This is a genomic window from Leyella stercorea, assembly GCF_021531655.1.
In genome coordinates, this window is the sequence record NZ_JADYUF010000006.1 from 21,476 (window position 1) to 46,789 (window position 25,314).

Annotated in this window: 20 protein-coding genes; 11 read left to right on the forward strand and 9 right to left on the reverse strand. The window is 47.2% G+C overall.

All coding sequences use genetic code 11. The features are described from left to right. The first annotated feature begins 8 nt into the window (after nucleotides 1-8). Both I6E49_RS02760 and I6E49_RS02765 read left to right on the forward strand, forming a co-directional pair. Nucleotides 9-995 (forward strand): hypothetical protein, encoded by a 987-nt coding sequence (locus I6E49_RS02760; protein WP_235400313.1) that lies wholly within the window; start codon nucleotides 9-11, stop codon nucleotides 993-995. 46 nt (nucleotides 996-1,041) lie between these two features. Beyond that, nucleotides 1,042-3,645 (forward strand): M6 family metalloprotease domain-containing protein, encoded by a 2,604-nt coding sequence (locus I6E49_RS02765; protein ID WP_235400314.1) that lies wholly within the window; start codon nucleotides 1,042-1,044, stop codon nucleotides 3,643-3,645. A 17-nt stretch (nucleotides 3,646-3,662) separates the two neighbouring features. Here the strand turns inward: I6E49_RS02765 and I6E49_RS02770 are convergent, their stop codons facing one another. Beyond that, a complete protein-coding gene (locus I6E49_RS02770) occupies nucleotides 3,663-4,427 on the reverse strand; it encodes a M15 family metallopeptidase (RefSeq protein WP_235400315.1) in 765 nt (254 codons plus the stop codon). A 95-nt stretch (nucleotides 4,428-4,522) separates the two neighbouring features. Then, entirely contained in the window at nucleotides 4,523-4,690 is a 168-nt protein-coding gene (locus I6E49_RS02775; RefSeq protein ID WP_235392661.1) for a PG1828 family lipoprotein, read from the reverse strand. A gap of 314 nt (nucleotides 4,691-5,004) precedes the next feature. On the opposite strand from I6E49_RS02775, the gene mtaB reads away from it, so the two are divergent. The 3 genes from mtaB to I6E49_RS02790 all read left to right on the forward strand — a co-directional run bounded on the left by mtaB (nucleotide 5,005) and on the right by I6E49_RS02790 (nucleotide 8,372). Further along, nucleotides 5,005-6,372, forward strand: a complete 1,368-nt coding sequence (mtaB, locus tag I6E49_RS02780; RefSeq protein WP_235400316.1) for a tRNA (N(6)-L-threonylcarbamoyladenosine(37)-C(2))-methylthiotransferase MtaB — start codon at nucleotides 5,005-5,007, stop codon at nucleotides 6,370-6,372. A 28-nt stretch (nucleotides 6,373-6,400) separates the two neighbouring features. Then, nucleotides 6,401-7,423, forward strand: coding sequence for a glycosyltransferase family 2 protein (locus tag I6E49_RS02785; protein WP_235400318.1), 1,023 nt, complete (start codon nucleotides 6,401-6,403; stop codon nucleotides 7,421-7,423). A 157-nt stretch (nucleotides 7,424-7,580) separates the two neighbouring features. Next, nucleotides 7,581-8,372, forward strand: coding sequence for a gliding motility protein GldB (locus I6E49_RS02790; RefSeq protein ID WP_235400320.1), 792 nt, complete (start codon nucleotides 7,581-7,583; stop codon nucleotides 8,370-8,372). 240 nt (nucleotides 8,373-8,612) lie between these two features. Here the strand turns inward: I6E49_RS02790 and mltG are convergent, their stop codons facing one another. Continuing rightward, nucleotides 8,613-9,668 (reverse strand): endolytic transglycosylase MltG, encoded by a 1,056-nt coding sequence (gene mltG / locus I6E49_RS02795; protein ID WP_235400321.1) that lies wholly within the window; start codon nucleotides 9,666-9,668, stop codon nucleotides 8,613-8,615. Between the two features lie 159 nt (nucleotides 9,669-9,827). Here mltG and I6E49_RS02800 point away from each other — a divergent pair, with 159 nt between their 5' ends. Further along, entirely contained in the window at nucleotides 9,828-10,466 is a 639-nt protein-coding gene (locus I6E49_RS02800; RefSeq protein WP_235400322.1) for an HAD family hydrolase, read from the forward strand. Between the two features lie 147 nt (nucleotides 10,467-10,613). Here I6E49_RS02800 and I6E49_RS02805 read toward each other — a convergent pair whose 3' ends face one another. The 5 genes from I6E49_RS02805 to I6E49_RS02825 all read right to left on the reverse strand — a co-directional run bounded on the left by I6E49_RS02805 (nucleotide 10,614) and on the right by I6E49_RS02825 (nucleotide 16,487). Then, entirely contained in the window at nucleotides 10,614-11,855 is a 1,242-nt protein-coding gene (locus tag I6E49_RS02805) for an ABC transporter permease (protein ID WP_235400323.1), read from the reverse strand. A gap of 231 nt (nucleotides 11,856-12,086) precedes the next feature. Further along, nucleotides 12,087-12,839 carry an ABC transporter ATP-binding protein gene (locus I6E49_RS02810; RefSeq protein WP_235400324.1) on the reverse strand — a complete coding sequence of 251 codons (753 nt, stop codon included), beginning with the start codon at nucleotides 12,837-12,839 and terminating at the stop codon, nucleotides 12,087-12,089. Nucleotides 12,840-12,851: 12 nt separating this feature from the next. After that, entirely contained in the window at nucleotides 12,852-14,036 is a 1,185-nt protein-coding gene (locus tag I6E49_RS02815; RefSeq protein ID WP_235400325.1) for an efflux RND transporter periplasmic adaptor subunit, read from the reverse strand. Nucleotides 14,037-14,119: 83 nt separating this feature from the next. Then, entirely contained in the window at nucleotides 14,120-15,463 is a 1,344-nt protein-coding gene (locus I6E49_RS02820) for a TolC family protein (protein ID WP_235400326.1), read from the reverse strand. Between the two features lie 421 nt (nucleotides 15,464-15,884). Next, entirely contained in the window at nucleotides 15,885-16,487 is a 603-nt protein-coding gene (locus I6E49_RS02825) for a riboflavin synthase (RefSeq protein ID WP_235400328.1), read from the reverse strand. 684 nt (nucleotides 16,488-17,171) lie between these two features. Between I6E49_RS02825 and I6E49_RS02830 the strand changes: the two genes are divergently transcribed. The 3 genes from I6E49_RS02830 (at nucleotide 17,172) to I6E49_RS02840 (ending at nucleotide 20,203) form a co-directional block, all read left to right on the forward strand. Next, nucleotides 17,172-17,408 (forward strand): DUF4492 domain-containing protein, encoded by a 237-nt coding sequence (locus I6E49_RS02830; RefSeq protein ID WP_235400329.1) that lies wholly within the window; start codon nucleotides 17,172-17,174, stop codon nucleotides 17,406-17,408. 64 nt (nucleotides 17,409-17,472) lie between these two features. Next, the gene (locus tag I6E49_RS02835) at nucleotides 17,473-19,044 is read left to right on the forward strand and encodes a cytochrome ubiquinol oxidase subunit I (protein ID WP_235400330.1); all 1,572 of its coding nucleotides are present in this window, start codon (nucleotides 17,473-17,475) and stop codon (nucleotides 19,042-19,044) included. A gap of 55 nt (nucleotides 19,045-19,099) precedes the next feature. Continuing rightward, complete coding sequence (locus I6E49_RS02840; RefSeq protein WP_235400331.1) at nucleotides 19,100-20,203, forward strand: cytochrome d ubiquinol oxidase subunit II; 1,104 nt, start codon at nucleotides 19,100-19,102, stop codon at nucleotides 20,201-20,203. Nucleotides 20,204-20,301: 98 nt separating this feature from the next. Here I6E49_RS02840 and I6E49_RS02845 read toward each other — a convergent pair whose 3' ends face one another. Continuing rightward, entirely contained in the window at nucleotides 20,302-21,279 is a 978-nt protein-coding gene (locus tag I6E49_RS02845) for an SPFH domain-containing protein (RefSeq protein WP_235400332.1), read from the reverse strand. Between the two features lie 298 nt (nucleotides 21,280-21,577). On the opposite strand from I6E49_RS02845, the gene I6E49_RS02850 reads away from it, so the two are divergent. Next, a complete protein-coding gene (locus tag I6E49_RS02850) occupies nucleotides 21,578-22,489 on the forward strand; it encodes a metallophosphoesterase (RefSeq protein WP_441006956.1) in 912 nt (303 codons plus the stop codon). Nucleotides 22,490-22,522: 33 nt separating this feature from the next. Then, nucleotides 22,523-25,309 carry a TonB-dependent receptor gene (locus I6E49_RS02855; RefSeq protein WP_235400335.1) on the forward strand — a complete coding sequence of 929 codons (2,787 nt, stop codon included), beginning with the start codon at nucleotides 22,523-22,525 and terminating at the stop codon, nucleotides 25,307-25,309. The last annotated feature ends 5 nt before the right edge of the window (nucleotides 25,310-25,314 follow it).

Below are 25,314 nucleotides of genomic sequence, written 5' to 3' on the forward strand. Positions count from 1 at the left end.
TAATATTAATGAAACGATTATCTACAATAGTATTAATGTCGCTTGTGGGTGTGGCGTTGCTGCATGCACAGGTGACTTTCCGCTTTAGCGGTGGCATTTCCAACGAACAGCTGAAGCAAAACGTAGAGCGCAATGTGTCGGCTCTGCTTTCTGAAATCAATAATGCTGAGTCGGCTGGACGCAGTCTTGACTTCTCGGGCATTAGAATTACTGAGACTGCACGTGGCGGACTGAGCAGTTTGTGGGCCAATCTGCGCTTCCGCTGCGAGTGGAAGACCAATGTGCAGAACTGTCTGCGTGATGTGCAGGAGTTTGAGATACGCCAGATTCCGGTAGAGATGAAGCCGCTTGACAATACGTATAAGGGCGAAATACATAAGGAACTGACCGTAAGCTTCAATCGCAACGGCATGATTACGGGTGTGCGCACGGCTATGGACAACAACTCTTATATGAGTCTGATGGCTGGCGGAATGTCGGTCAAGGATGTGCGTATGCGTCGCGAGATACTCAAGTTTGTTGAGGATTTCCGCAGCTATTACGACGAGAAGAATCTTAGTGCTATCGATGAGATTTTCAGCGACAACGCTCTCATCATCACCGGACGCGTGTTGCGGAAAGACCTTACGTCGCAATCTAATTCCGACATTCGTATTCCGGGCAAGAACATAATATTCAACAAGCAGACCAAGACGCAGTATATAAACAATCTGCGCAATGTGTTCAGGGTGAACAGATATATCAAGGTCGACTTCTCCGACATCGAACTGATCCGTCATTCGTCGCGAGAGAATATCTATGGAGTACGTTTGCGCCAGCGCTGGAACAGCCAACGCTACAATGGTGGTACCTATATGGACGACGGATATGTGTTCCTGCTATGGGATTTCAATGACGAGGAGCATCCGAAGATTCACGTGCGCAGCTGGTCGCCGGTTTCGGGTGAGGTGTCGTCAGACAACTTGTTGTCTCCCGATGATTTCTCGGGATTGTAATAATGTGTGTGCTCTGATTTACAGATTGATATAGCTTTTAATCTCCATGAAGCATAATAGAAACGTCGCTGTTCTCGTTGCCTTGCTCTGTACTGTTGCCGTTTGGGCTGTACCGGCAAAGCGCTGTAAGACACAGGTGCGCCAACCCGATGGCAGTATGGTTACTGTCATGGTGCGTGGCGACGAGAACTTCCACTTTATGTCTACCGAAGACGGTATGCCGATAGCCATGAACGCAGACAAGGCTTATTGTTATGCGTACATGGCTGATGACGGTGTGCTGCGTGCTTCGGCACAGGTGGCGCATGACGCAGAGCGACGTTCGCTGAAGGAGAAGGCTTTTCTTGCAGGACATAAGACTGAGGTGGAGCGCATTGTCGGCTTTGCTTCCAAGCTTGCGGCAAAGCGCAACAAGGCTCGTCTGCAACGCTTTGCCAAGCGACAGAATGTAATGGCTGCTGCTGAACCTGCGCTTACACGTATGGCTGGTGCAACGGGTGGCGACGGCATTGGCATCATAGGTAAGCGAAAGGGTCTGGTCATTCTTGTTGATTTTCAAGACGTGAAGATGCAGTCGGCTCATGACAATGCCGAATGGAACGACTTCTTCAATAAGTCGGGCTATAACACGCTCGGCAACTCTGGTTCGGTGCATGACTATTTTTATAGTCAGAGCTATGGACAGTTCGACTTGTCGTTTGACGTTGTCGGACCGGTGACTGTATCGAAGAATATGGCTGATTATGGTGGCAATGACGCTAGGGGCAATGATAAGGATCCTGGTGGTATGGTGTACGAGGCTTGTCGGCTTGTAGCCGATAAGGTCAACTTTGCCGATTATGATTGGGATGGCGACGGCGAGGTCGATCAGGTGTTCGTTATATACGCTGGTTATGGCGAAGCTTCACGTCCGGCATTGATCCCTAATACCATTTGGCCGCATGAGTGGACTCTGAAGGCTGCCGGCTATAGCCTCACTCTCAATAAGGTGAAGATAAATACCTATGGATGTACTGCCGAACTGAACGACTATGGCAGTAATAATATGGCTGGTATAGGTACGGCTTGCCATGAGTTCAGCCATTGTCTGGGTTTGCCCGATATATACGACACGTCTGGTGGCGATTGTTTTGGCATGGACTTGTGGGATGTCATGGACTATGGTTCGTATGCTGGCAATGGCTATTGTCCCGTTGGCTATAACACATACCAGCGTTGGGTGAGCGGATGGATGCAACCAGAGGTGCTGGACAAGCCTACTGATGTGTACGACTTGCCTGCTTTGAGCGAGTCGCCTAAATCGTATGTGGTGTATAACGACAATAAGCCACGTGAATATTACATCTTTGAGAATCGTCAACAACGCGGGTTTGACAAGCAGTTGCCTTCGCATGGTTTGCTTGTCATCCATGTTGATTATTATAGTTCGATTTGGGAATACAATGAGGTGAATACGGATGTGTCGCATCCGCGCTTCGGCATAGTGGCAGCTGACAACGATAGAAGCCGCAAATCGCTTAAAGGCGACACCTATCCGGGTATGTCGGGCAATACTCAGTTGACTGACACCTCGTCGCCTGCGGCTACTTTGTTCAATAATAACAGTTCGGGAACAAAGTTGCTTGGCAAGCCGGTGACTGAAATCAAGGAGAGTTCAGATGGATTGATTTCGTTCCTGTTTATGGGTGGTGCTCCTTCGGTGGCTACAAAGTTGCATTCTGAACAGACTGGTTCTGATTCATTCCATGCTACGTGGAATGAAGTGGAGTTTGCCGATTACTATAATGTTCAATTAGAGAAGGTTGGCAAGGTTTCACCCGAAGATAAATTGCTCTTGGCTGAAGACTTCACTGGTTGGGGAAGTGGAAACAAGAGTGACGGAACTACGGATTTGTCGTCACGACTTGATGCCCATACGAGTAATGAAGGGTGGACTGGCGATAATGTATTTAAGGGTGTGGGATGTCTTAAACTTGGAACTTCGACTCCTCAAAATAGCTTCCTCATATCGCCACATATCAAGAACTGTAAGTATGGAAAGGTCACGATAAGTTTTGTTTCAGCCGCTTATAAGGATGATAAGCCGAACATCATGTTGTCGCTTATTGATTATGAAGGAAATGTTATTGATAGAACAAATATTGTAGCTGATGGGAAACGGCAGCTGATAGTATTTGACAATCAGTATTGCAAGCCTTTCAACCTTTATGTTGCGCCTACTGCACGATGCTATATATATTCAATTGGTATATATGATGGCGCTTTCTCGGAGAGCGACTTTGCAGCAACGCGTGCCGCGGGCGATGTGCTATATATATATAATGTGTATGACACAGAATATGAATTCACTTCGCTACAGCCCAATGTGGTGTATCGATGGCGTGTTCAGGCTGTAAAGCGAGGAGTGGAAAAGCCCTGGAGCGATTGGCGCAATGTGGAACTGAATGACGCAACTAATGGAATAAGCGATGTTTATGACAGTCATGATGCTATTGAACCGTTGGCTATGGTGTCTGTCTATTCCATTAGCGGAGTTATGCTCGGACGTATGCCTTATGCCTCGTTTGTGAATAACAAGGCATATGTGGGCGTGTATATAGTGAAGTACGGGGCAAAGACATTCAAGATAGCTAAGTGTGGGGTTAGGTAAGAATATATAGACAGCTGTCATTTCTCGAAGTGCTGGTAGTCTTTCAGCGAACGCCAGCTGCCTCCCCATGTAAATCCGTGCTGCGTAAACAGGCGGTAGGCAAGGTCGTTGCGGTCAATCTTGTATTCGAATTGTTTGCTTCGGTTGGCATATTGGCGTCCTTTCTCGGGGTTGACAATTGTCTTTCCGTTGGGGCGGTGCTTTACGTAGGGGTTGTAAAGTGGATTTATGTCTACTGCTTTGCCCATACTGTGCTTTGACAGTTTCTTTGAGCCGGCTACAGCTCTGTAGTTGAAGCACGATGTGTTGTTGTTGTTCATTGATGTCACGTCGTCGGCGCCGAAGTCGTCAATAAGCTGCATACGCTCAATAGGGTAGTGAGCGTCATACAATTTGCGGAATATCTCAATCAGATCGTTGGCTATGTCCTTATGGCAAATCATCTCGCCAGTCATTATCCGTCCGTCAACTGTGTAGTGCAACAGCTGCAGATAGCGCAGCTCGGTGCGAGGCAGTGTGCAGTTGGTTTTGTACGACTTTCCGTATATGCGTGCAAATATTGGGTTGTCTATATTTCTCTTGCAGAAATAATGTTCAAGTCCGTTTTTCTTGATTTCTGCCATGCTGACAATTCTTCCGGCTTGCCATTGTTTTGTTGTTGCAGTGACTAATGTAATGTCAGCACCCTTATTCTCACTATTTGTACCGATAGCGTATGTTGTGGTACTTGTTATATTGGCTAATGTTATGCCGATGATTGATAGAATTGTCTTGGTGTTCATACTGATTCAGATGGTTGTAGCGGTAAGGACATAAAAAAACCGCCGACCCTGAGGGTCAGCGGTTAATCTCTCATTTCTTCTGTTCGAGCTAACTATTACTCAGCTACAGTTGTATCAGCAGCAACAGCAGTTGTGTCAACAGTTGTGTCAGCTACCTGAACGGTATCGCTGTCAGCGTTAGCAGCAGGAGCTGCAGTCTTGTTACCACATGATGCGAAAGAGATAGCTGCGATAGCTACGAACATTAAAACCAATTTCTTCATTTTCTTTGCTTTTTTAAATCTGTAAAACAATCATTTGTTTATTAAAACATTGCAAAGGTATATATTTTTTTGATACAACGTTCAACTTTTTAGGTTTTTTTTTTGAGAATTTTGTAACCCATTTGGAATGTATTGAAAATCAACAAGATACAGACTGTAAACGAATGTTAATCTTTTTGACAGGTCTCTCTGATACCACTTTTGACGTCATTTTGTTGTTTTGTGTGCGTACAAAACATCATTCATAAAATCTTTTTACTATCTTTGCACCTGTTAAGCCACAGTTGGCTTTTATATATTATATATAATGTGAAATGATAAATACTTCAGTTTTTCAGAATAAGAGGGCAGCTTACTATACGCTTGGCTGCAAACTCAACTTCTCCGAGACATCTACATTCGGCCAGATGTTGCAGGAGTTGGGCGTGGTTGCGGCAAAAGAGGGCGAGAAGGCCGACTTGTGTCTTATCAATACATGTTCGGTGACAGAAGTTGCCGACCATAAGTGCCGACAGGCAATTAATCGTATGGTGCGTAATAATCCCGGTGCTTTTGTGGCTGTAACGGGATGTTACGCTCAGTTGGAGTCGGAGAGAGTGAGCAAGATTGATGGTGTTGACCTGGTGCTTGGCTCCAATGAGAAAGCCGACCTTATACAGTTTTTGAGCGATGCTTGGACTGCTAAGGAGTCGGATGCCGAACATATGCAGCAGACAGGACAGGATTCGCTTCACCGTTATTACTCGGTTAAGACCAAGAACATCAAGTCGTTTGCTCCGTCATGCTCGCGTGGCAACCGTACACGTTATTTCTTGAAGGTACAGGATGGTTGCGACTACTATTGTACATATTGTACTATACCATATGCCCGAGGCAATTCGCGCAACCCGACTATCAGTTCGCTGGTGGCACAGGCTGAGCAGGCTGCTGCTGAAGGAGGCAAGGAGATAGTGCTTACAGGTGTGAATATCGGTGACTTCGGCAAGACTACAGGCGAGAGCTTTGTTGATCTTGTTAAGGCTCTTGACCGTGTTGAAGGCATCGAGCGCTATCGCATCAGCAGTATGGAGCCCGATCTTTTGACTGATGAGCTTATCGACTACTGTGCTCAGAGTCGTGCCTTTATGCCACATTTCCATGTTCCGTTGCAGAGTGGTAGCGATGAGGTTCTGCGTCTGATGCACCGCCGTTATGACAAAGCATTGTTTGCGCGCAAGATAGCGCTGATAAAGGAGCGTATGCCCGACTCATTTATTGGTGTAGACGTGATGGTGGGATGTCGTGGCGAGACACCGGAGTGTTTTGAAGAGTGCTACGATTTCCTTGATGGTGTTGACGTAACACAGCTCCATGTGTTCCCGTACAGCGAGCGTCCTGGCACAGCAGCATTGCGTATTCCTTATATTGTTAGCGATGCCGACAAGAAGTTGCGCAGCAAGCTATTGCTCGAAATGAGCGAGCAGAAGCGTATCGACTTTTATGCACGCTATAAAGGTACGGAACAGGAAGTGCTCTTTGAAAAGGCTTCGCGTGGACGTGCTATGCATGGCTTCACCAAGAACTATGTGCGTGTAGAACTTTCGCCACGCGATGCTAAGGAGGAATATGACAACCAGCTAATTCGTGTTCGTCTTGGCGACTTCAATCACGATAAGTCGGCATTGAAGGCGGAAATCGTTTAAGTGAAAATGTGAAGAGTGAAAAGTGATCATGAAGAAAGTTGCAATCGTAATACTTAACTGGAATGGAGCGGCAATGATGCGCCGCTTCCTTCCTTCGGTAATTGAGCACTCGTCTGATGTTGCCGATATAATCGTAGCCGACAATGATTCAAAGGACGACTCGCTTGCCTTGCTCAAGACTGAGTTTCCTACTGTTCGTACAATTATACTTGACAAGAACTATGGCTTTGCCGGTGGCTACAATCGTGTATTGGAGCAGGTGGACTATGAATACTATATGCTCCTCAACAGTGACGTTGAGGTGACTGAAGGCTGGATGGAGCGTCTCATTGATTTTATGGATGCTAATCCGGAGGTTGCAGCATGCCAGCCAAAGCTTCGTGCCGAGCATTCGCGCGACATGTTTGAATATGCAGGTGCAAGCGGTGGATACATCGACCGCTATGGCTATCCGTTCTGCCGTGGACGTGTGTTCGATACCGTAGAGAAGGATCAAGGGCAATACGATGACCCGTGCGAGGTGATGTGGGCAACTGGTGCAGCGCTGATGATACGCCGTGAGGACTACTGGCGTGTTGGCGGACTTGACGCTCGGTTCTTTGCGCACTGTGAAGAGATTGACCTTTGTTGGCGATTGTGCAATCTCGGCAGAAAGATATATTGCGTTCCGCAGAGTGTTGTGTATCATGTTGGAGGTGGAACTTTGCCCATGGGTAATCCGATGAAGACATTTCTCAACTTCCGCAACAATCTGACGATGCTCTACAAGAACTTGCCTGAAGCCGAACTGGTACATGTTATGCGCATTAGAAGAGTGCTCGACTATGTGGCAGCATTCAAGTCGTTGCTGCTCGACCGTAATCTTGGCGAGTTCAAGGCGGTGGTCAATGGTCGCAAGGCTTTTAAGGCGTGGCGTAAGGATTTTGATGCCGACCGTAGGCAGATACAGGCTTCGCGCACATCGGCTACAGACGCTATGCGCAAACCGTATTCTATATTGTGGCAGTATTATGTACATGGATGTTGCACGTATAGAAATATTAAAGAATAGGCTAAAATTCGACAAATTTTGTGTTTTTTAATGGTTAAACGGCAGAAATATATCTGCTGTTTAATCTTTTTTAGCTGAAAAGTTGCTTAGAAAGAACTTTTTTAGTATTTTTGCATTGTGTTAATGAACACTTTTATAGAATAACAAGAAGCCTATTGTGAGAAAGATTTATATTATTATAGTAACAGCCATCATTTTAGTTTCAACTGCTTGCGAGTTTAAGTTGAAACAGTTTGGTGAAGAAGGTCATCCGACGCTTGTACAGGTGCAGCGTTATGATCGTCTTGAAAGCCGTTATCTCACTACGGGCGATTTCTCGGCTCTTCAGCAGATGAACATCGACTATCCCAAACAGACGCGTATGCTTATTGAGGATATACTGCAGTTGGGCGAGGTGAATGATGCTGGCATTAACACAAAGCTTCTGAATTTCTATCAGGATACAATCCTTCAGACTATCATAGCCGAGACAGATATGCAGTATGCCAATATGAGCGACATCAATACTCAATTGAGCGATGCGTTTAAGAAACTCCAGAAGATATGTCCTGAGATAAAAATACCCACAATATATACCCAGATAAGTGCTCTCAATCAAAGCATTGTGATAGGCGACAACACCATTGGCATATCACTTGACAAATATTTAGGCAAGGACTTTGAGCCATACCGTCGCTTCTATACCAAAGAGCAGCGTCAGCAGATGACTCGCGAGCAGATAGTGCCCGACTGTATGAGTTTCTACTTGTTGAGCCTTTACCCGATGCGCAACTTCGAGAATAGTACGCAGCAAGAGCGCGACATGCACATGGGCAAAATAATGTGGACGGTAAATAGATTGTTGGGACGCAAGGTTTTCAACACCAAGTACACAGCAATTGTAGACCGACAGGCTAAGCAAAACCCTAAATTGTCGGTAAGAAACATCCTTGAACAGGACTGTAAGTAATGATGTGTAGATTTGACTGATGATTTTCTTTAAATTATGCTTTAAAGCATATATTTTAATTTGCACATTCAATTCGAAAGCCCTACCTTTGTGGAGTTATCCTGAATACAATCTTTTTACCTTAAGAAAAAAAGACTAATGCCTATTGATAAAAATGCCGGCCGCTGTGAAGCAACCGGCATTTGATGTTTTATAATGTTTCCTTATTTTTTTCCTTTACTTGTTATTTTTCTTTTCCTCTTATTTAATTCCTCTCTGATTCAGAGCTTGGCTGTAACGTTTGGCGTTTTGCAGGTGTTCCTGATAAGTACGTGCAAAGTTGTGAGTGCCGCTGAAGTCTTCTTTGGCGCACATGTATATATAGTCGTGGTGTACGTGGTTCAGTACAGCGTCAATACCTGCGATAGACGGAATACGGATTGGTCCAGGTGGCAGTCCGGGATTTTTGTAGGTGTTGTAAGGGCTCTTGATGTAGAGTAGATTGTTGTATATGCGCTTTATATCGAATCGTTTCCATGCAAATTTAATCGTTGGGTCAGCCTGCAGTGGCATTCCGTTGGGATACTCAGCGTTGCGCAGCATCAGTCGGTTGTAGTACATTCCGGCTACCATTGGCTTCTCACCATCATTGGCGGTTTCTTCATCAATGATACTTGCCAGTGTACTTACTTCGATAGGCGACAACTTCATAGCGTTGGCTTTCTCTTTGCGCTCAGCATTCCAGAACCTGTTGCATTCCTTGTGCATACGGTCGAGCAATTTCTCTGTACTTACGTTCCAGTAAATATCGTAAGTGTTAGGTATGAACATGGCTGCTATTGTAGTGGTGTCGTATCCATATTTCTGACATGTCGCTTCATCAGCAAGTGCGTGATATATGGTAGCGCTATCAAGCATAAGTTTCTTTGAGAACTCGGCAGCCAAGCGGTCCACAGTGCGTACCGACGGTACAACAAGATTCACCGGAGTCTGCAATCCGTTCTTCAGATGGCGGAACACAACAAACGAGCCTTCACCGGGACGAAGAGCATAACGTCCTGTGCGAATGTTATCTGCATACTTGCTGTTGTTGACAAGCATCTTGAAGCCTGTCATCTGTGTACCCTTTTTAGAGAACTCAGACATCTTTGTGTAAACCGAGTCGATAGTGTCGTCGTTGTCAATGTATACGTATTTAGTGTCATTGCCAACAAGCAAGGCAGAGAAGAAGAACATGTAGGCAGCACCTAATATGATGCCCATACATACGCACGCCAATATAATGACGTTTCGCTTCGTGTTGTTTTTTCTTTTCATGATGTGTTTGGTATTTAATCGTTGGCGCAAAGGTACAACAAAAAAATGTCAGGACAAAACAATGACTTATTAACTTTGCGGGCTTAAAATTATTTGTATTTTCCTTACGTTTTTAGATAAAATATATGTAATTTCGCTGTATTAAATACATTAATATATATGTACAATACTTATATTTTTGATCTTGACGGTACGTTGCTGTCTACTCTTGGCGATTTGGCTGCGAGTTGCAACTACGCCTTGCGCACCAACGGCTTGCCTGAGCGTACTGTTGATGAGGTAAGACAATTTGTAGGCAATGGCGTGAAGAAACTTATGGAACGCGCCATTCCCGGCGGACTTGATAACGATAAGTTTGACAAGACTTATGCCGATTTCCGTCAGCATTACATGCAGCACAATCTTGATACAACCAAGCCATACGATGGTGTGATGGAAATGCTTGAGGAGTTGCGTAAGCAAGGAAAAAAGGTGGCAGTAGTAAGCAATAAGTTCTATGCAGCTACTCAGGAATTGTGCCGCCACTTCTTTGGCGACCTCGTGCCGGTAGCGATTGGCGAACGTGAAGACATTCGCAAGAAACCTGCCCCGGATACAGTATTGGAAGCAATGCGCCAACTTGGAGTTACTGCCGAAGGTGCTGTGTATATAGGCGACAGCGATGTGGATATTGACACGGCACGCAATTCTGGTATGCCTTGTATCAGTGTGCTGTGGGGATTCCGTGACAAGAAATTCCTATTGGAACATGGAGCAACAACGTTGGTGAGCAAGCCGGAAGAAATCTTAGAAAAGTAAAAAAAGTAAAAGAGTAAAAAAGTAAAAAGTCTTACCCTATACTTTTTACTTTTTTATTCTTTTACCCTTATACTTTTTTTTACTCTTTTTACTTTTTTACCCTTTTACTCTTTTACTTTTTTCCCTTTTTACTCTTTCCCTTTTAAACTATTCGTATCTAATCGCTTCAATCGGGTCGAGCTGTGCAGCCTTCTTTGCAGGATACCATCCGAAGAATACGCCAGTGAATGTACATACGGCGAAGCTCATGATGATGCTCCAGGGCTGTATGTAGATAGGCCAATGAGCTATGAGTTTAACGGCGTATGACGCGCCAACTCCTATTCCTACACCTATAAGTCCGCCTGTGACACTGAGTAGTATAGCCTCGATGAGGAATTGGTTGAGGATGTCGATGCCACGTGCGCCGACCGACATACGCAGACCAATCTCGCGTGTACGCTCAGTGACACTCACATACATGATGTTCATAATACCAATACCACCCACGATGAGCGATATGCCAGCCACACAACCCAAGAGTATGGTCATCATGTCGGTTGTAGAGTTCATCATGCTGGCAAGTTCCTCTTGCGAACGGATGTTGAAATCGTCGTCATCGGCAGCTTGTGTGTCTGTGGCATCCTTCAGTTTGTGGTTGCGACGCAACACTTTTGTTATTTCATCAATAGCCTTGCTTGTAAGGTCTTCGGTTATGGCCGAGCAGGTGATACCGCCGAGAAAGGTTTGTGCCTTGATGCGTTTCATTACCGTTGTGTATGGGGCCAGCACCAAGTCGTCCTGGTCCATACCCATAGAGTTGTAACCCTTCTTCTTCAATACGCCGATAACACGAAACGGAATAGAATTGAATCGAACAACCATGCCTACAGGGTCGGAGCCGTCGGGGAAGAGATTGTCTACAACCGTTTGTCCGAGTATGCACACTTTGGCACTCGACTTGATGTCGGCATCGGTGAACATCTCGCCTTCGTCAACCGACAACTGTCTAATCTCCAGATAATCCTGATTGACACCATAGATGCTCGACGGCGTGTTGTTGTTGCCGTAAATCCATTGTCCGCTACTGTTCACGGTAGGGCTTATGCCCTTGATGAAGTTGCACTCGTCCTTAATCGACTGGTAGTCGGTGAGCTTTAGTGTTTCCATCGATGAAGCATCTTGCCTTACACCACCCGGACCGCGGTCGGCACCCGGGCTGATCATTATCATGTTTGAGCCCATTTCGGCAATATTTGCCTGAATGCTCTTCTTCGAACCCTGACCTATGGCAAGCATCGTGATGACCGAAGCCACACCGATGATGATGCCAAGGGCGGTGAGGAAGGAGCGCAACTTGTTGGCAGCGATTGCGCGGAGGGCTATCTTTAAAAGATTGCTATAATTCATTTTTTTGTTAATTATTAGTTGTTAATTATTAAGTAACAGTTCAAAATTATCTTTACATATGAGGGTGTATTAAAAGTCAAACAAATTGCCACTCATATATAAAGATAAATATGACCACATACTTATTATATACCTCTTATATATTATACTCCTTTTTGTCTATTATATATCCTTCAAATGTAATCATAACTCTCAATTCTAAACTCTCAATTATCAAATTGAACGAAGCCGTTATTCGTCCGAGTTGGCTGGCAAGGCAGCCAACCCTTCGGCTGCCGACTGTATCTTGTGGTTGTACTCGTCGCTTATCACATGTCCGTCGCGCAGCATGATGTTGCGTGAGGAGTAGTTGGCAATGTCGGGATTATGAGTCACGAAGATAATCGTTCTGCCTGCGGCGTGTAGCTTTTGGAAGAGTACAAGAATCTCGAACGATGTACGTGTATCGAGATTGCCCGTTGCCTCATCCGCCAGAATCACCGCAGGATCGTTTACCAAGGCGCGGGCTATGGCAACGCGCTGCATCTGTCCACCCGACATCTGGTTTGACTTATGGTAGAGACGTTCGCCCAGTCCCACAGCCTGCAATGCCTTGATGGCACGCTCTTCGCGCTCTTTTGCACCTACTTCTGCGTTGTACATTAGTGGCAGTTCGACATTTTCCACGCTTGTAGTCTTCGGCAGAAGGTTGTAGTTTTGGAATATGAATCCAATTTTGCGGTTGCGCAGCACGGCACGTTGCGACTTCGACATCTTTCTGACCGACACCCCGTCGAGATAGTATTCGCCCGAACTTGGCGTGTCGAGGCATCCGAGCTGATTGAGCAGTGTCGACTTGCCCGAGCCCGACTTACCCATGATTGTGACGAATTCGCCCTCGTATATCTTGAACGACACTCCGCGCAGCGCATGCACCGTCTCGTCGCCCACGAGGAAGTCGCGCTTCACGTTGTCGAGTTGTATTACTACTTTCTTTTCGTCCATATAAAAATGTATTTATTTCTTCTTACCTCGTGGTCCGGGAGCAAACGGACTCCTTTCGCTGCTGGCATTAGGCTGGGCATCATCCTGCTCTCCGCCCGTGACATTAAGGCCTGTAACCACCTTAACGCCAGCAGAAATGCCATTAAGAATCTGAGTGTTAGTGCCGTCGGTCATGCCGATGTTCACATTATGTGCTACGATAGAGTTGCCCTCTATGGTCCAAACCTTGTTCTTGGCATTGCCAGTCTGGTCAACAATCTTCATCTTGCCTACAGTCTCCTTCTGTGGAGTGAAGCGCAGAGCCTTTGACTGAACAGAGAGTACGCCTTTGCGTTCGGCTGTGTATATGGTGACATTGGCGGTCAGACCTGGTTTGAGTTTGAGGTCGGCATTGGGAGCCGAGATAACCACCTCGTATGTCACAACATTATTGGTAGTGGTTGCTTCCTGGCGCACCTGCTTCACGGTACCCTCGAATGTATCGTCTGGATAAGCGTCGACGGTGAACGAAACGCGTTCACCTTCCTTAACGTCGCCTATGTCAGCCTCGTCGACATCTGCCACAACCTGCATGTTGGTAAGATCCTGGGCGATAGTGAACAGCTCAGGAGTAGAGAAGCTGGCTGCTACAGTCTGTCCTTCCTCAACCGACTTAGACAGCACAATACCGTCTATAGGCGATGTGATGGTAGCATAGCCGAGGTTGGTCTGGGCGCGCTGCACCTCTTCCTTAGCCGCTGCCACCTGCTCCTTAGCCTGAGTGTATGAGAGCTTGGCGCTGTCGAAATCGTCGGCAGCAACAAGTCCTTTTTGGTAGAGAGTCTTATAGCGGTTGAAGTTTGTGGTCTGATAGTTGAGCTGGCTCTGTGCCGTAGCGAGTTGTGTCTTTGCCGAATTGAGTTGGCTCATAAGATTTGTCTTGTCGAGTTCGGCAATCACCTGTCCCTTCTTCACTACGGAATTGTAGTCGACATAGAGCTTGCTCACAATACCGCTCACCTGAGTACCCACCGTAACCGAAGTCACCGGCTCGATAGTACCCGTAGCGGTGATACTGTTCATGATGTTAGCCGGTGCCACAGCAGCCGTTTCAAACGAAATCTGTTCTTCCTTCTTGCTGCCCGACAATGCCCAAGCGACAATGGCTACAATAATGACAACCGCCACTACCAGCCATACTTTACTTAATTTTTTCATAAATCTCTATTCTTGTCTCTAATTAATATTACATACCATTCCCCTCCCTACGGGGAGGGGTTAGGGGAGGGGCTTTCCCCTTTTTACTTTATCTCTCCAGTCTTGTAGAACTCCAGCATATTAAGATTTAGAATAGCAAGATATTTGCTCTGCAGTTCGTTCTGCTGTGCTTGCAGCAGGTTGTTCTTGCCAGTCATCAGTTCTACGATGTTCTTCAGTCCCTGCTTAAACTGTTCCGACAGCAGTTCGTAGCTTGCCTGGGCACTCTCGGTCGAAATGCGAGCTGCCCTGAACTTGTTCTGATTTGTCACAGCCTGCAACCAGTAGTTCTCAACCGTAGAGTATAGAGTAGTCTGCTTGTCCTGCAAGTCGAGCATATAGTTCTGCTTCTGAATCATAGCCTTATTGACGGCAGTCTTGGTCTGACGGTTGTCAAACAGCGGAATGCTAACAGTCACGCCGCCACCCACGGTGAAGTTGTTCTTGAGCTGCGAGCCCCAAGCGTTGTTGCTCATTGACGAGGTGTTGGTAGAGAGTCCGGCACTCAGTCCGATAGTAGGCAGCTTGCCAGCCTTGGCTATCTTCACGCTGAGGTCGCTGCTCTCAATGCCCAACATGGCATTCTTTATCTCCGGACGCTGCTCTACCGATGCTGTGTACACGTCGTTGAGAGCCGGCACCGTGGCAAGAGCCATCTCGTCGGTAGTAGAAGGAATGGCAATATCAAACTCCTCGTCGTTGGTAATCTGCAGCAACTGTTTGAGCTGTCGCTTATAGTTGCGCAGGTTGCTCTCAGCCTCAACTATGCTGTACTCGTCTTGTGCTCGCTGGGCTGTTAGCTGTGCGAGGTCGGCCTTGCTCATCTTGCCTACATTCACCATAGTCTTGCCACGCTCCTCGTTGGTCTGACTCGTTTTCAGGCTCTCCTTGCTAACGTTTATCGCCTCGTTAGAGTAGAGAATCTGGACATACAGTTGCGCTATCTGCTCCAGCACGCTGTTGGCAGTCACGGCAGAGTCGAGCTTGGCCTGCTCGGCAGCAAGCTTGTTTAGCTTGACGGTGTTCTGGTTCTTGTTGCCGTTCCATACGGTCCAGTTGCCCATAAGCGAGTACGAACCGTTATAGTATACCTTGTCTACCTTCGACTGCACCTTGTTGCCGGCAATCATAGCCGACCCCTTCTCGGGCCACGGATTGTACGACACGTTCTGCGATGTCGACAGACTGAGCGACGGCAGCAGTGCCGACTGGCTCTGCTTCACATCCTCAAGGGCGGAATATTGCTGGAGTTTGGCTTTCTGTAGCTGAATGTTGTTGGCAATGGCATAGTCGATACAATCCTTAAGCGACCATTGTCGTGCCGCACATTCTGTAGACATTGACAGCAGGAAAACTCCTGCCAGGCAAGTCATCCCGATCTTTCTCATAATAAATGTCGTTTTGTTAATGTTTTCTGAAACTTGATTTCTATATTAAGAAGTTATAGAATTTAAAGCCGTATGTCTTATAGCTGAATATTCAGCAAAAAGAGTAATAGCTATAAATTCTAGCGACCGTAGGGAGCGCTAACTTCTTTAACTTCTGAATTCTATGAACTTGCTAAAGTTCATTAATCTGATTATAGGATGTGAAAAGTTGGTTAATAGTTTATTTGGAGTGCGGATTATTAACATTTATTGGGGATAAAAGCCTCTCCCCCTGCCCCTCCCCCGTAGGGAGGGGAGTGATATGAACTGAACACTTGTACATTTAACAAATAACCTAACAGGCAATTATCCTCTAATTTCCCCTCAAAATCACATAACTCCCCTCCCTACGGGGGAGGGGTCGGGGGTAGGGCCTCTCCCTCTATTTCAGCTGCTGCAATCGTGCAATGTACTTGCCCAGAATATCGAATTCGATATTTACCGTAGTGCCAACGCCGATGTTGCAGAAGTTGGTGTTGTCGTGAGTGTAGGGGATGATAGCCACGGTGAAAGAGTTGGCTGTAGGATTGCAAACGGTCAGCGAGACGCCGTTTACCGTAACCGAGCCTTTGTCAACGGTGAAGTATCCGCGCTCAGCCATAGCCTTGTCAAACTCATACTCGAATGTGTAATAGGTCGAACCGTCGGCATCGCGCATGTCGATACACTTGGCTGTGCCGTCTACATGTCCCTGCACGATGTGTCCGTCCAGTCGGCCGTTCATTATCATCGAGCGCTCCACGTTCACCTTGTCGCCCACCTTAAGCAGTCCGAGATTGGAGCGGTCGAGCGTCTCCTTCATAGCCGTCACCGTGTAGTTGTCGCCTTCGATAGACACAACGGTCAGGCAAACGCCGTTATGAGCTACGCTTTGGTCGATTTTCAGTTCGTTAGTGAACGAGCATGTCAGCGTGAAGTCCACATTCTCCTTGTCGTTTTTGATGGCAACGACAGTAGCCATTTCTTCTACTATACCGGAAAACATTTGTCAGAATATTTTAATTTGTTAATATTTATGTATACGGGGCGGATTGTTCAGCAAAGTAACTAAATATTTTCTTACCCTCCAAATTTTTTGTAGTGCTATTAAACCCTTCAATTGCTATAGCTTCGCAAAAGGACTCCTTTTCCACGCTAAAAGGATTCGTTTTGATATGTAAAAGGACTCCTTTTGACTTGCAAAAGGACTCGTTTTGAAGAGCAAAAGGACTACATTTTCGAAACGATGGCTTAAAAACGAAAGCAGGGTGTGTCAAAATAGAAGTCCTATTTTGACACACCCTCCTCCTGTATTATTTTAAAAACAGGTCGCCCAGTGATGTGATGAAACTCCGAGTATACAAGATTTGAGAGCTCTCCGCCTTTGTAATCCACCGGCTTTGCAGCTTAGTCCACTGAGGGTTTTATATGGCCCGCCATTGGCAAAAGAAGTCTTCTCGGTTTCGATTTTTTTATTGATGAGTATCCCGATCAAACTGGCACGACCCGTATGTCTTTCTGTTTCTTTGTGCAAAGTTAATATTTTCATGCGATACGACAAAATGTTTAAGACATAAGTTTGTTGTAGGTGCATTTTTTCGTCGAATAGATGAACGTTCAATTGAATTATTTTATATCTTTGCAATTGTTTACTAATCTGTAAATATTTCAACCTTTAACTCTGATTGTTATGACAGATACCAGCATATTATATAAGGTGTACCATATATTATATAAGGTGTACCGCTTCTATATAGACGGATTTCGCAGTATGACCGTAGGGCGTGTGCTTTGGACGGTCATACTCATCAAGCTCGTTGTCATATTCCTTGTGCTCAAGCTGTTCTTCTTTCCTGACGTGCTCAAGCTGAAGGCGGCAGACGGCGACCGTGCCGGATATGTGGCACGCGAACTCATAGAGCGTTGACACAAACCGTACGTATTGAAATGTTCAATTTAATAATACCAATAACCATTAACTGTTTAAGCTTATGAATCATCTGCTTGCTATCGACCCTACGCTTATCGACTGGTCGCGTGCGCAATTTGCGCTCACAGCCATCTATCATTGGCTGTTTGTGCCGCTCACGCTGGGACTTGCCGTAATAATGGGCATTATCGAGACTATCTATTATCGCACCGGCAAACCTTTCTGGCTGGAGGCTTCCAAGTTCTGGCAACGTCTGTTCGGTGTAAACTTTGCCATGGGTGTGGCTACGGGCATCATCCTGGAGTTTGAGTTTGGCACCAACTGGAGCAACTATTCATGGTTTGTAGGTGATATATTCGGTGCTCCGCTTGCTGTTGAAGGCATAGTCGCATTCTTCATGGAGAGCACGTTTGTGGCTGTGATGTTCTTCGGATGGCAGAAGGTGTCGCGCGGATTCCATCTTGCCTCAACATGGCTCACGGGCATAGGAGCCACTATTTCGGCTTGGTGGATACTCGTTGCCAATTCATGGATGCAGTATCCTGTAGGTTGCGAGTTCAATCCCGACACCGTGCGCAATGAGATGACGAGCTTTGCCGAAGTGGCGTTGTCGCCCATGGCTATCGACAAGTTTTTCCATACGGTCATATCGTCGTGGATAGTAGGTGCAGTGTTTGTGTGTGCAGTCAGCTGCTGGTATCTGTTGCGAGGTCGTGAGCAGCAGCTGGCACGTCAGAGCATCAAGATAGCAAGCATCGTCGGCATCGTAGCCTCGCTGTTGGCAATACATACGGGCCATTCGTCGGCTGTGAAGGTGGCAGAGGTGCAACCCATGAAACTTGCTGCTATGGAGGGTCTGTACGATGGAGGCAATGGTGTAGGGCTGACCATGGTGGCAGCCATCAATCCTTTCTCACAGCCCGATTATGCCAAGGGCGGTGAGGCTCCGCTGCGCATAGCTATGCCTGGTGGGCTGTCGCTGCTTGCTACAGGTACGCTCGACGGTTATGTACCTGGCATAAACGATATACTCAATGGCTACACACGCCCCGACGGAAAGCGCGAACTTTCGGCTGAGGAGAAGATGCAGCGTGGACGCAAGGCCATAACGGCTCTTGCCGAGTATCGCAAGCTGAAGGCTGCCGATGCCGACGACAAGCGTCTGCCCCAACTTGCCCGTCAGTTGCAGAAGGACATGCCTTACTTCGGATATGGCTACATAAAGGACCGTGCCGAACTGGTGCCTTACATCCCCGTCAACTTCTATGCTTTCCGAGTCATGGTTGGTGTGGGCATGTTGCTGCTGCTGTTCTTCCTCGTCATTGGTCATGTGGCATGGCGTCAGGACATCACCAGGCGTGGACGCAGCCTATGGACGGCTGCCTTGCTGATGCTTCCGCTTGCATATATAGCAAGTGAGGCAGGATGGATAGTTGCCGAACTCGGCCGTCAGCCATGGGCCATTCAGGACATGTTGCCAACAGTAGCAGCCGTATCCGACCTTAAGTCGGGCAGCGTGGCGCTCACGTTCTTCATCTTCCTCATTCTGTTCACACTACTGCTCATAGCCGAGATAAGGATTATGTGCCGTGTGATAAAGAACTATAAGTCGCAAATCGAATCGGCTGATTAAATTCAATACTCAGCATTTAACATTCAACATTCAACACTCAACATTCAACATTCTTATGAGCTATACATTTCTTCAACAATACTGGTGGTTTGTAGTGTCGCTGCTCGGCGCATTGCTCGTGTTTCTGCTCTTCGTTCAGGGTGCCAACTCGCTTGTGTACAGTCTTGGTCGCACAGAGGAGGGACAATTGAAGGTGATAGAATCCACCGGTCGCAAGTGGGAGATAACCTTCACCACACTAGTAACATTCGGCGGAGCCTTCTTCGCCTCGTTCCCATTGTTCTACAGCACCAGCTTTGGCGGAGCCTACTGGCTGTGGATGATAATACTCTTCTCGTTTGTGCTTCAGGCGGTGAGCTATGAGTTCCAGCATCGCAAGGGCAATCTGCTCGGCACGCGCACCTATCGTTGGTTTCTTCTACTGAACGGCATTGTAGGCCCGTTGCTGTTGGGTGGGGCAGTAGCCACATTCTTCGACGGTTCCAACTTCATTGTCGAGAAGGCATCGCTCACCGACATTGGCGCTCCCGTCATAAGCCGTTGGGCCAATGCCTCGGCAGGACTCGATGCTTTGCTCGACCCGTGGAATCTTGTATTCGGATTTGCCGTGATGTTCTTGGCACGTATGCTTGGCATACTGTATATAATGAATAACGTGGATGATGAGGACATTCGCTCGCGTGGCTCTGTAAGACTCATTGGTTGCACGGTGCCGTTCCTCGTGTTGTTTCTGGCGTTCTTTGTGCGTACATTGCTCAAGGACGGCTATGCAGTCGACCCGGCTACGGGACTGGTGTTTATGCAATCGATGAAGTATCTGCACAACTATCTCGACATTTGGCCCTTGGCTGTGCTCACCGTGACAGGCGTTGTGCTGTTGCTTTATGGTGTAGTGCGCACCATTATCAGCTCTACATATATACGTGGTATATGGCCTGCAGGAATAGGAGTGGTGTTGGTAGTACTGTCGCTGTTGCTTGTGGCAGGGTGGGGCGATACTGCCTACTATCCTTCAAATGCCGATCTGCAATGCTCGTTGACAATAGCCAATAGTTGCAGTAGCGAGTTCACGCTGCGCACTATGTTCTACGTCTCGCTGCTCGTACCATTCGTGTTCGGTTATATAGCCTATGTGTGGCGTGTGATGGACAGAAAATAAACAGATAAGGGACGAAGCTGCAATATCAATGCCTATAATTGTAGGCAATGTAGATATTGCGGCTTCGCCCCTTTTATTGATATCGTTTCTGCTCTTGCTTAATTGTTTAGAGTTCCGGTGTTGACAACGGGCTGAGCCGAATCGTCGCCACAAAGCACTACGAGCAGGTTGCTCACCATGGCAGCCTTCTTGTCGTCGTCGAGTTCGACAATATCCTCGCTACTCAGTTTGTTGAGAGCCATCTTAACCATAGATACAGCACCCTCTACAATCTTCTCGCGAGCTGAGATGATAGCGTCTGCCTGCTGGCGACGTAGCATAACGGCAGCTATCTCTGGGGCATAAGCCAGATAGTTGATGCGAGCCTCTACCACCTCTATGCCAGCCATGCTAAGACGCTCGTCGAGCTTTTCCTCAAGCTGCTTGTTTATTTCGTCGGCACCATCGCGAAGTGTAAGTTCCTTATTGCCCGACTCATTATTGTCGTAAGCATACAGACCTGCCACCTGACGAAGTGCGGCGTCGCTCTGCGTCTTGACAAAATTCTCGAAGGCAAGCATTACATTAGACACGCTTGTGCCAATCTGAACTCCATTCTGTTGTGCCGCTCCGCTCTGTGCCATAGTCTGCGAGTCGATTTCAAACATTGCTTTATAGGTGTCCTTAAGTTTCCACACAAGCACCAAGCCTATCATAACGGGGTTGCCCGTCTTGTCGTTCACCTTTATAGGTTCGGCATCGAGGTTGCGCGCACGAAGCGACAACTTCTTGGTATTGATAAATGGATTGACCCATGAGTAGCCCACCTTGGTGAACGTGCCTTTATATTTTCCGAAGAACATCATTACACGTGCCTCGCCTGGCTCGAGCATAACAAAGCCGCCCCAAACAAAGAATGTAGACACAAGTACTACTGCACCCATACCTATAAGCAGCCCCATCAACACCTCATTAGGCTCATGAAGTATGCCCATTACTATCAATGCTATACTTAACAACGTCAACAGAATGTTTGCAAAAAGCATTGGGAAGCCACCAAGTGTAGCACCTTTAAACTGAAATTCCTTGTTCTCCATAATTGTAGTTTTTTATTATTAGATATTGTACAAATGATTAATTACATCGTTTAGACATGACAAATGTAAAGAAAAGAAATGATATAACTATATAAAATCATAGTTTTTCTTATATGTTTAACACATTCTACAACAACATACCTTCTTAAACATTCTGTAATCTTATTGCAACAAGCGTTGCCTACCTTTGCACCGCGTAAGACATTAAAACAGGTATAACATATTATAAAAGTATTACAGAATGAATTTTATCAAAACTCTCGGTAAGCGCACAGCTACCGTTCTGGCAGCGACCTTCATGTTGCTTGGCTGCTTGCAGTTGCAAGCACAAACCCCTAAGGAATGGAAACGACTTAAAGGTGACGTTACGCTCTACATGGCAAACGACCTTGGACGCAACGGCTACTACGATCAGAAGCCCATAGCCGAGCTGATGGGACACATGGCTGAGACAACGGGTATGGAGTGTGTGCTTGCCGTTGGCGACATTCACCACTTCAACGGTGTAGCTTCGGTCAACGACCCTCTGTGGACTACCAACTACGAGCTGGTCTATTCGCATCCCGAACTCATGCTCGACTGGTTTCCGGTGCTTGGCAATCATGAGTATCGTGGCAACACACAGGCTGTGCTCGACTACGGCAAGGTGAGCCGCCGCTGGGTGATGCCAGCCCGCTATTATACTAAGGTGTTTGAGAGCAAGGGCACAACCATTCGCATAGTCTTCCTCGACACAACTCCACTGATAGACCGCTATCGTGAGAACAGCACTAAATATCCCGATGCTTGCAAGCAAGACCCGCAGGCGCAGCTCGACTGGCTTGACCGCACATTGAAGTCGGCTAAGGATGATTGGGTTGTCGTAGTGGGCCATCATCCTATCTATGCCTACACCACAAAGGCTGAATATGAGCGTACCGACATGCAGAAGAACGTGATGCCGATACTTCATAAATACAATAATGTGGCTATATATGCTTGCGGACACATCCACAACTTCCAGCACATACGTATGCCCAACGACAGCATCGACTACGTTGTCAACTCATCTGCCTCGTTGGCTCGTCCCGTAAAGCAGACCACTGGAACCGTGTTCTGCTCGTCGGCCGACGGATTCTCTATCATCTCTGCTACAAAGGATAAGTTGAGAATGTCGATGATCGACAAGGACGGAAAGGTGATACATACTATCGAAAAGCTAAAGAAGTAAAAGTCTCAACGACTCCATAATTCAATAACATATATGAAACAGTTTATACTAAGTGCTGTTCTCATTGCTGCCTCAGCCACTGTTGTCTCAGCCCATACCCTCGACGGCATTGTCAAGGACAACCGTACGGGCGAGCCTCTCATTGGTTCGGTGGTAGAGGTGAAGGAGTTGCCAAGCGTCAAGACTACTACGGGTCTTGACGGATCGTTCACCTTGCATGAGTTGCCCGACAAGGGTCGTTACACACTCGTTGTGAGATACATATCGTATAAGACACGTGAGATTCCGGTGGAGGTTTCGGACAAGGGCGTTGTCACCATTACTCTCGATGAAGACCTGCACCAACTTGGCGAGGTGGTGATCAAAGGACATAAGGAATATCATTCCGACCGCAGTGCCATAGACATGGAGAAGACTGCCGGCAACGTGCTTAATGTAATGAGCCAGCAGAGCATACAGCTCTCGCCCGACGTGAATGTGGCAAGTGTGCTGCAACGTGTGTCGGGCGTTACAATGGAGCGTGACGCTTCGGGTGAGGCTTCGTACGCTATACTGCGTGGCATGGACAAGCGCTACAACTATACGCTTGTAAATGGTGTGAAGATACCAAGCCCTGATGACAAGAACCGCTACATACCGCTTAACATCTTTCCGTCAGACCTTATGGACCGTCTCGTTGTGTCCAAATCGTTGACTGCTGATATGGAGGGCGATGCGGCTGGTGGCGTGGTGGATATGGTGATGAAGGACGCACCGTCGCACTTCCAGATTCAGGCCAATGCAGCTGTAGGCACAAGCGACTATTTCTGGAAAGACAGCCGCGACTATCTGACATCTAACCGAAGCGACTATACGCACAAAGCTCCATACGAAGTAAATGGTCCTGAATATAAGGCTGCTACATCCGACTTCAGTAACGGACCTACACAGATAAGCCGCCACTCGATGCCAGCACCCAACTTTGTAGGCGGACTTTCGATAGGCAACCGCTTCTGGAAGGACCGCATTGGTGTGATGCTTGCGGGCAGCATACAGAACACATTCCGTGGAACAGAACGCACATACAATTCCGTGAAGATGGCATCGGGCGAACAGTCCATGTACATCTCATCGCTCCAGCACCGCTATTATTCTATACACGACCTTACGGCAGGCGTTCACGCCAAGGTAGATTTGCAGTTGGAGAACAACAAACTTGAGTGGTACAACATGTATGTGTGCACCAACTCGAAGAGCGTGCGCTACAACAACTCTGTCAATACAGAGTATATTTCAAGCGACAGTTACACCCAGGACGATGAGACTCGTTCGCTCTCGCAGACGCAGAGCATCTTTGCCACACACCTTAAGGGTACCCATCATCTTACGAAAGACTTCACTGCTGACTGGGCTGGAATCTTCTCGCAAGCTAAGGCCGAAGACCCCGACCGTGTGTATCTGAGTCTGACCAATACCATTCAGTCGGCAGATGGAGTGGACGGATCGCTTTGGAGCGGCAACAAGAACATACTGAAGACGCTGCCTAAGAATATGGAACGACGTTTTCAGCACAACACCGATAAGGATTGGGCTGGATACATCAACCTCGCTTACAACTCACAGCTCGGCAACGACATAAATGCTCTGTGGAAAGCCGGTGCACAGTATCGTCGCAAGGAGCGTGGCAACAGATATTACTCGTACATCTTCAATCCTAGCGATATATCGCAGAAACTCGACGGCAACGGCTTCGACCAGTTTGCAGCTATCGACTGGACTTGCAAGACACCATACTCGCAGGCATCACAGCTCAACTACGACTCGAAGGAACACATAGGCGCTGCCTACATCATGACAACTCTTAAGAGTAGATGGGGCGAACTGAACGCTGGCGTACGTGCCGAGCATACCAACCAGATATACACCATGCTTCAGAAGTTCCGCAACATGGGACAGGTGGGCGAGCAAAGCTATTGGGACTGGTTGCCGTCGGCATCCATAAAATGGACTCCAACAAAGAAGATGAACGTGCGCCTTTCTTACTACCGCTCAATCAACCGTCCGGGCTTCTACGAGATTGTGCCTTACCAGATTATGGGCGAGGAATATCAGGAGAAGGGTAATCCTAACCTGAAGCGTGCACGCATCGACAATGTCGACTTGCGTTGGGAGTGGTTCCCATCTGCTACCGAGCAGGTGTTGGCTGGCGTGTTCTACAAGTATCTGCAAGACCCAATCGAGCAGGTGTTTGTGGCTGCCGACGGCAAGTTGGGCAGTGGAGCCGATGCTTACTATATGCCCGACAATCTTGGCAACGCCAAGAACTATGGTTTTGAGATTGACGTAGTGAAGTACATACGCCACTTCGGCATCAAGGCCAACTACACCTATACCCACTCAACGATTACCACCACCAAGCGTGAGTATAAGGAAGGCAGCGCCGAGTATAAAACTGGCGTAACGCAGACACGTCCGCTCGTAAATCAGGCTCCACACACAGCCAATCTCTCCCTGCTGTACAAGGACACCAACTACGGATGGAACGCACAGCTTGCTGCATCCTACACAGGTACCAAGCTTGCACTTGTGTCGCCGTTTAAGGATGCCGACCAGTGGGATAAGGCTATGTTCGGACTCGACTTCAGTATGGAGAAGAAGTTCCCTTGCGGCGTATCAGTATTCCTCAAGGCAAATAACCTGCTCGACGCAAAGCGCGAGCGTTATCTCAAGACTGTGAACCAGAGCAACCTTGAATATGAAGGACAGCGCTCTGACAAGACTATTGTAGGAACATATAAATATGGTAGAACATTCCTTATTGGAGTGAGAGTGAAAATGTAAGAAAT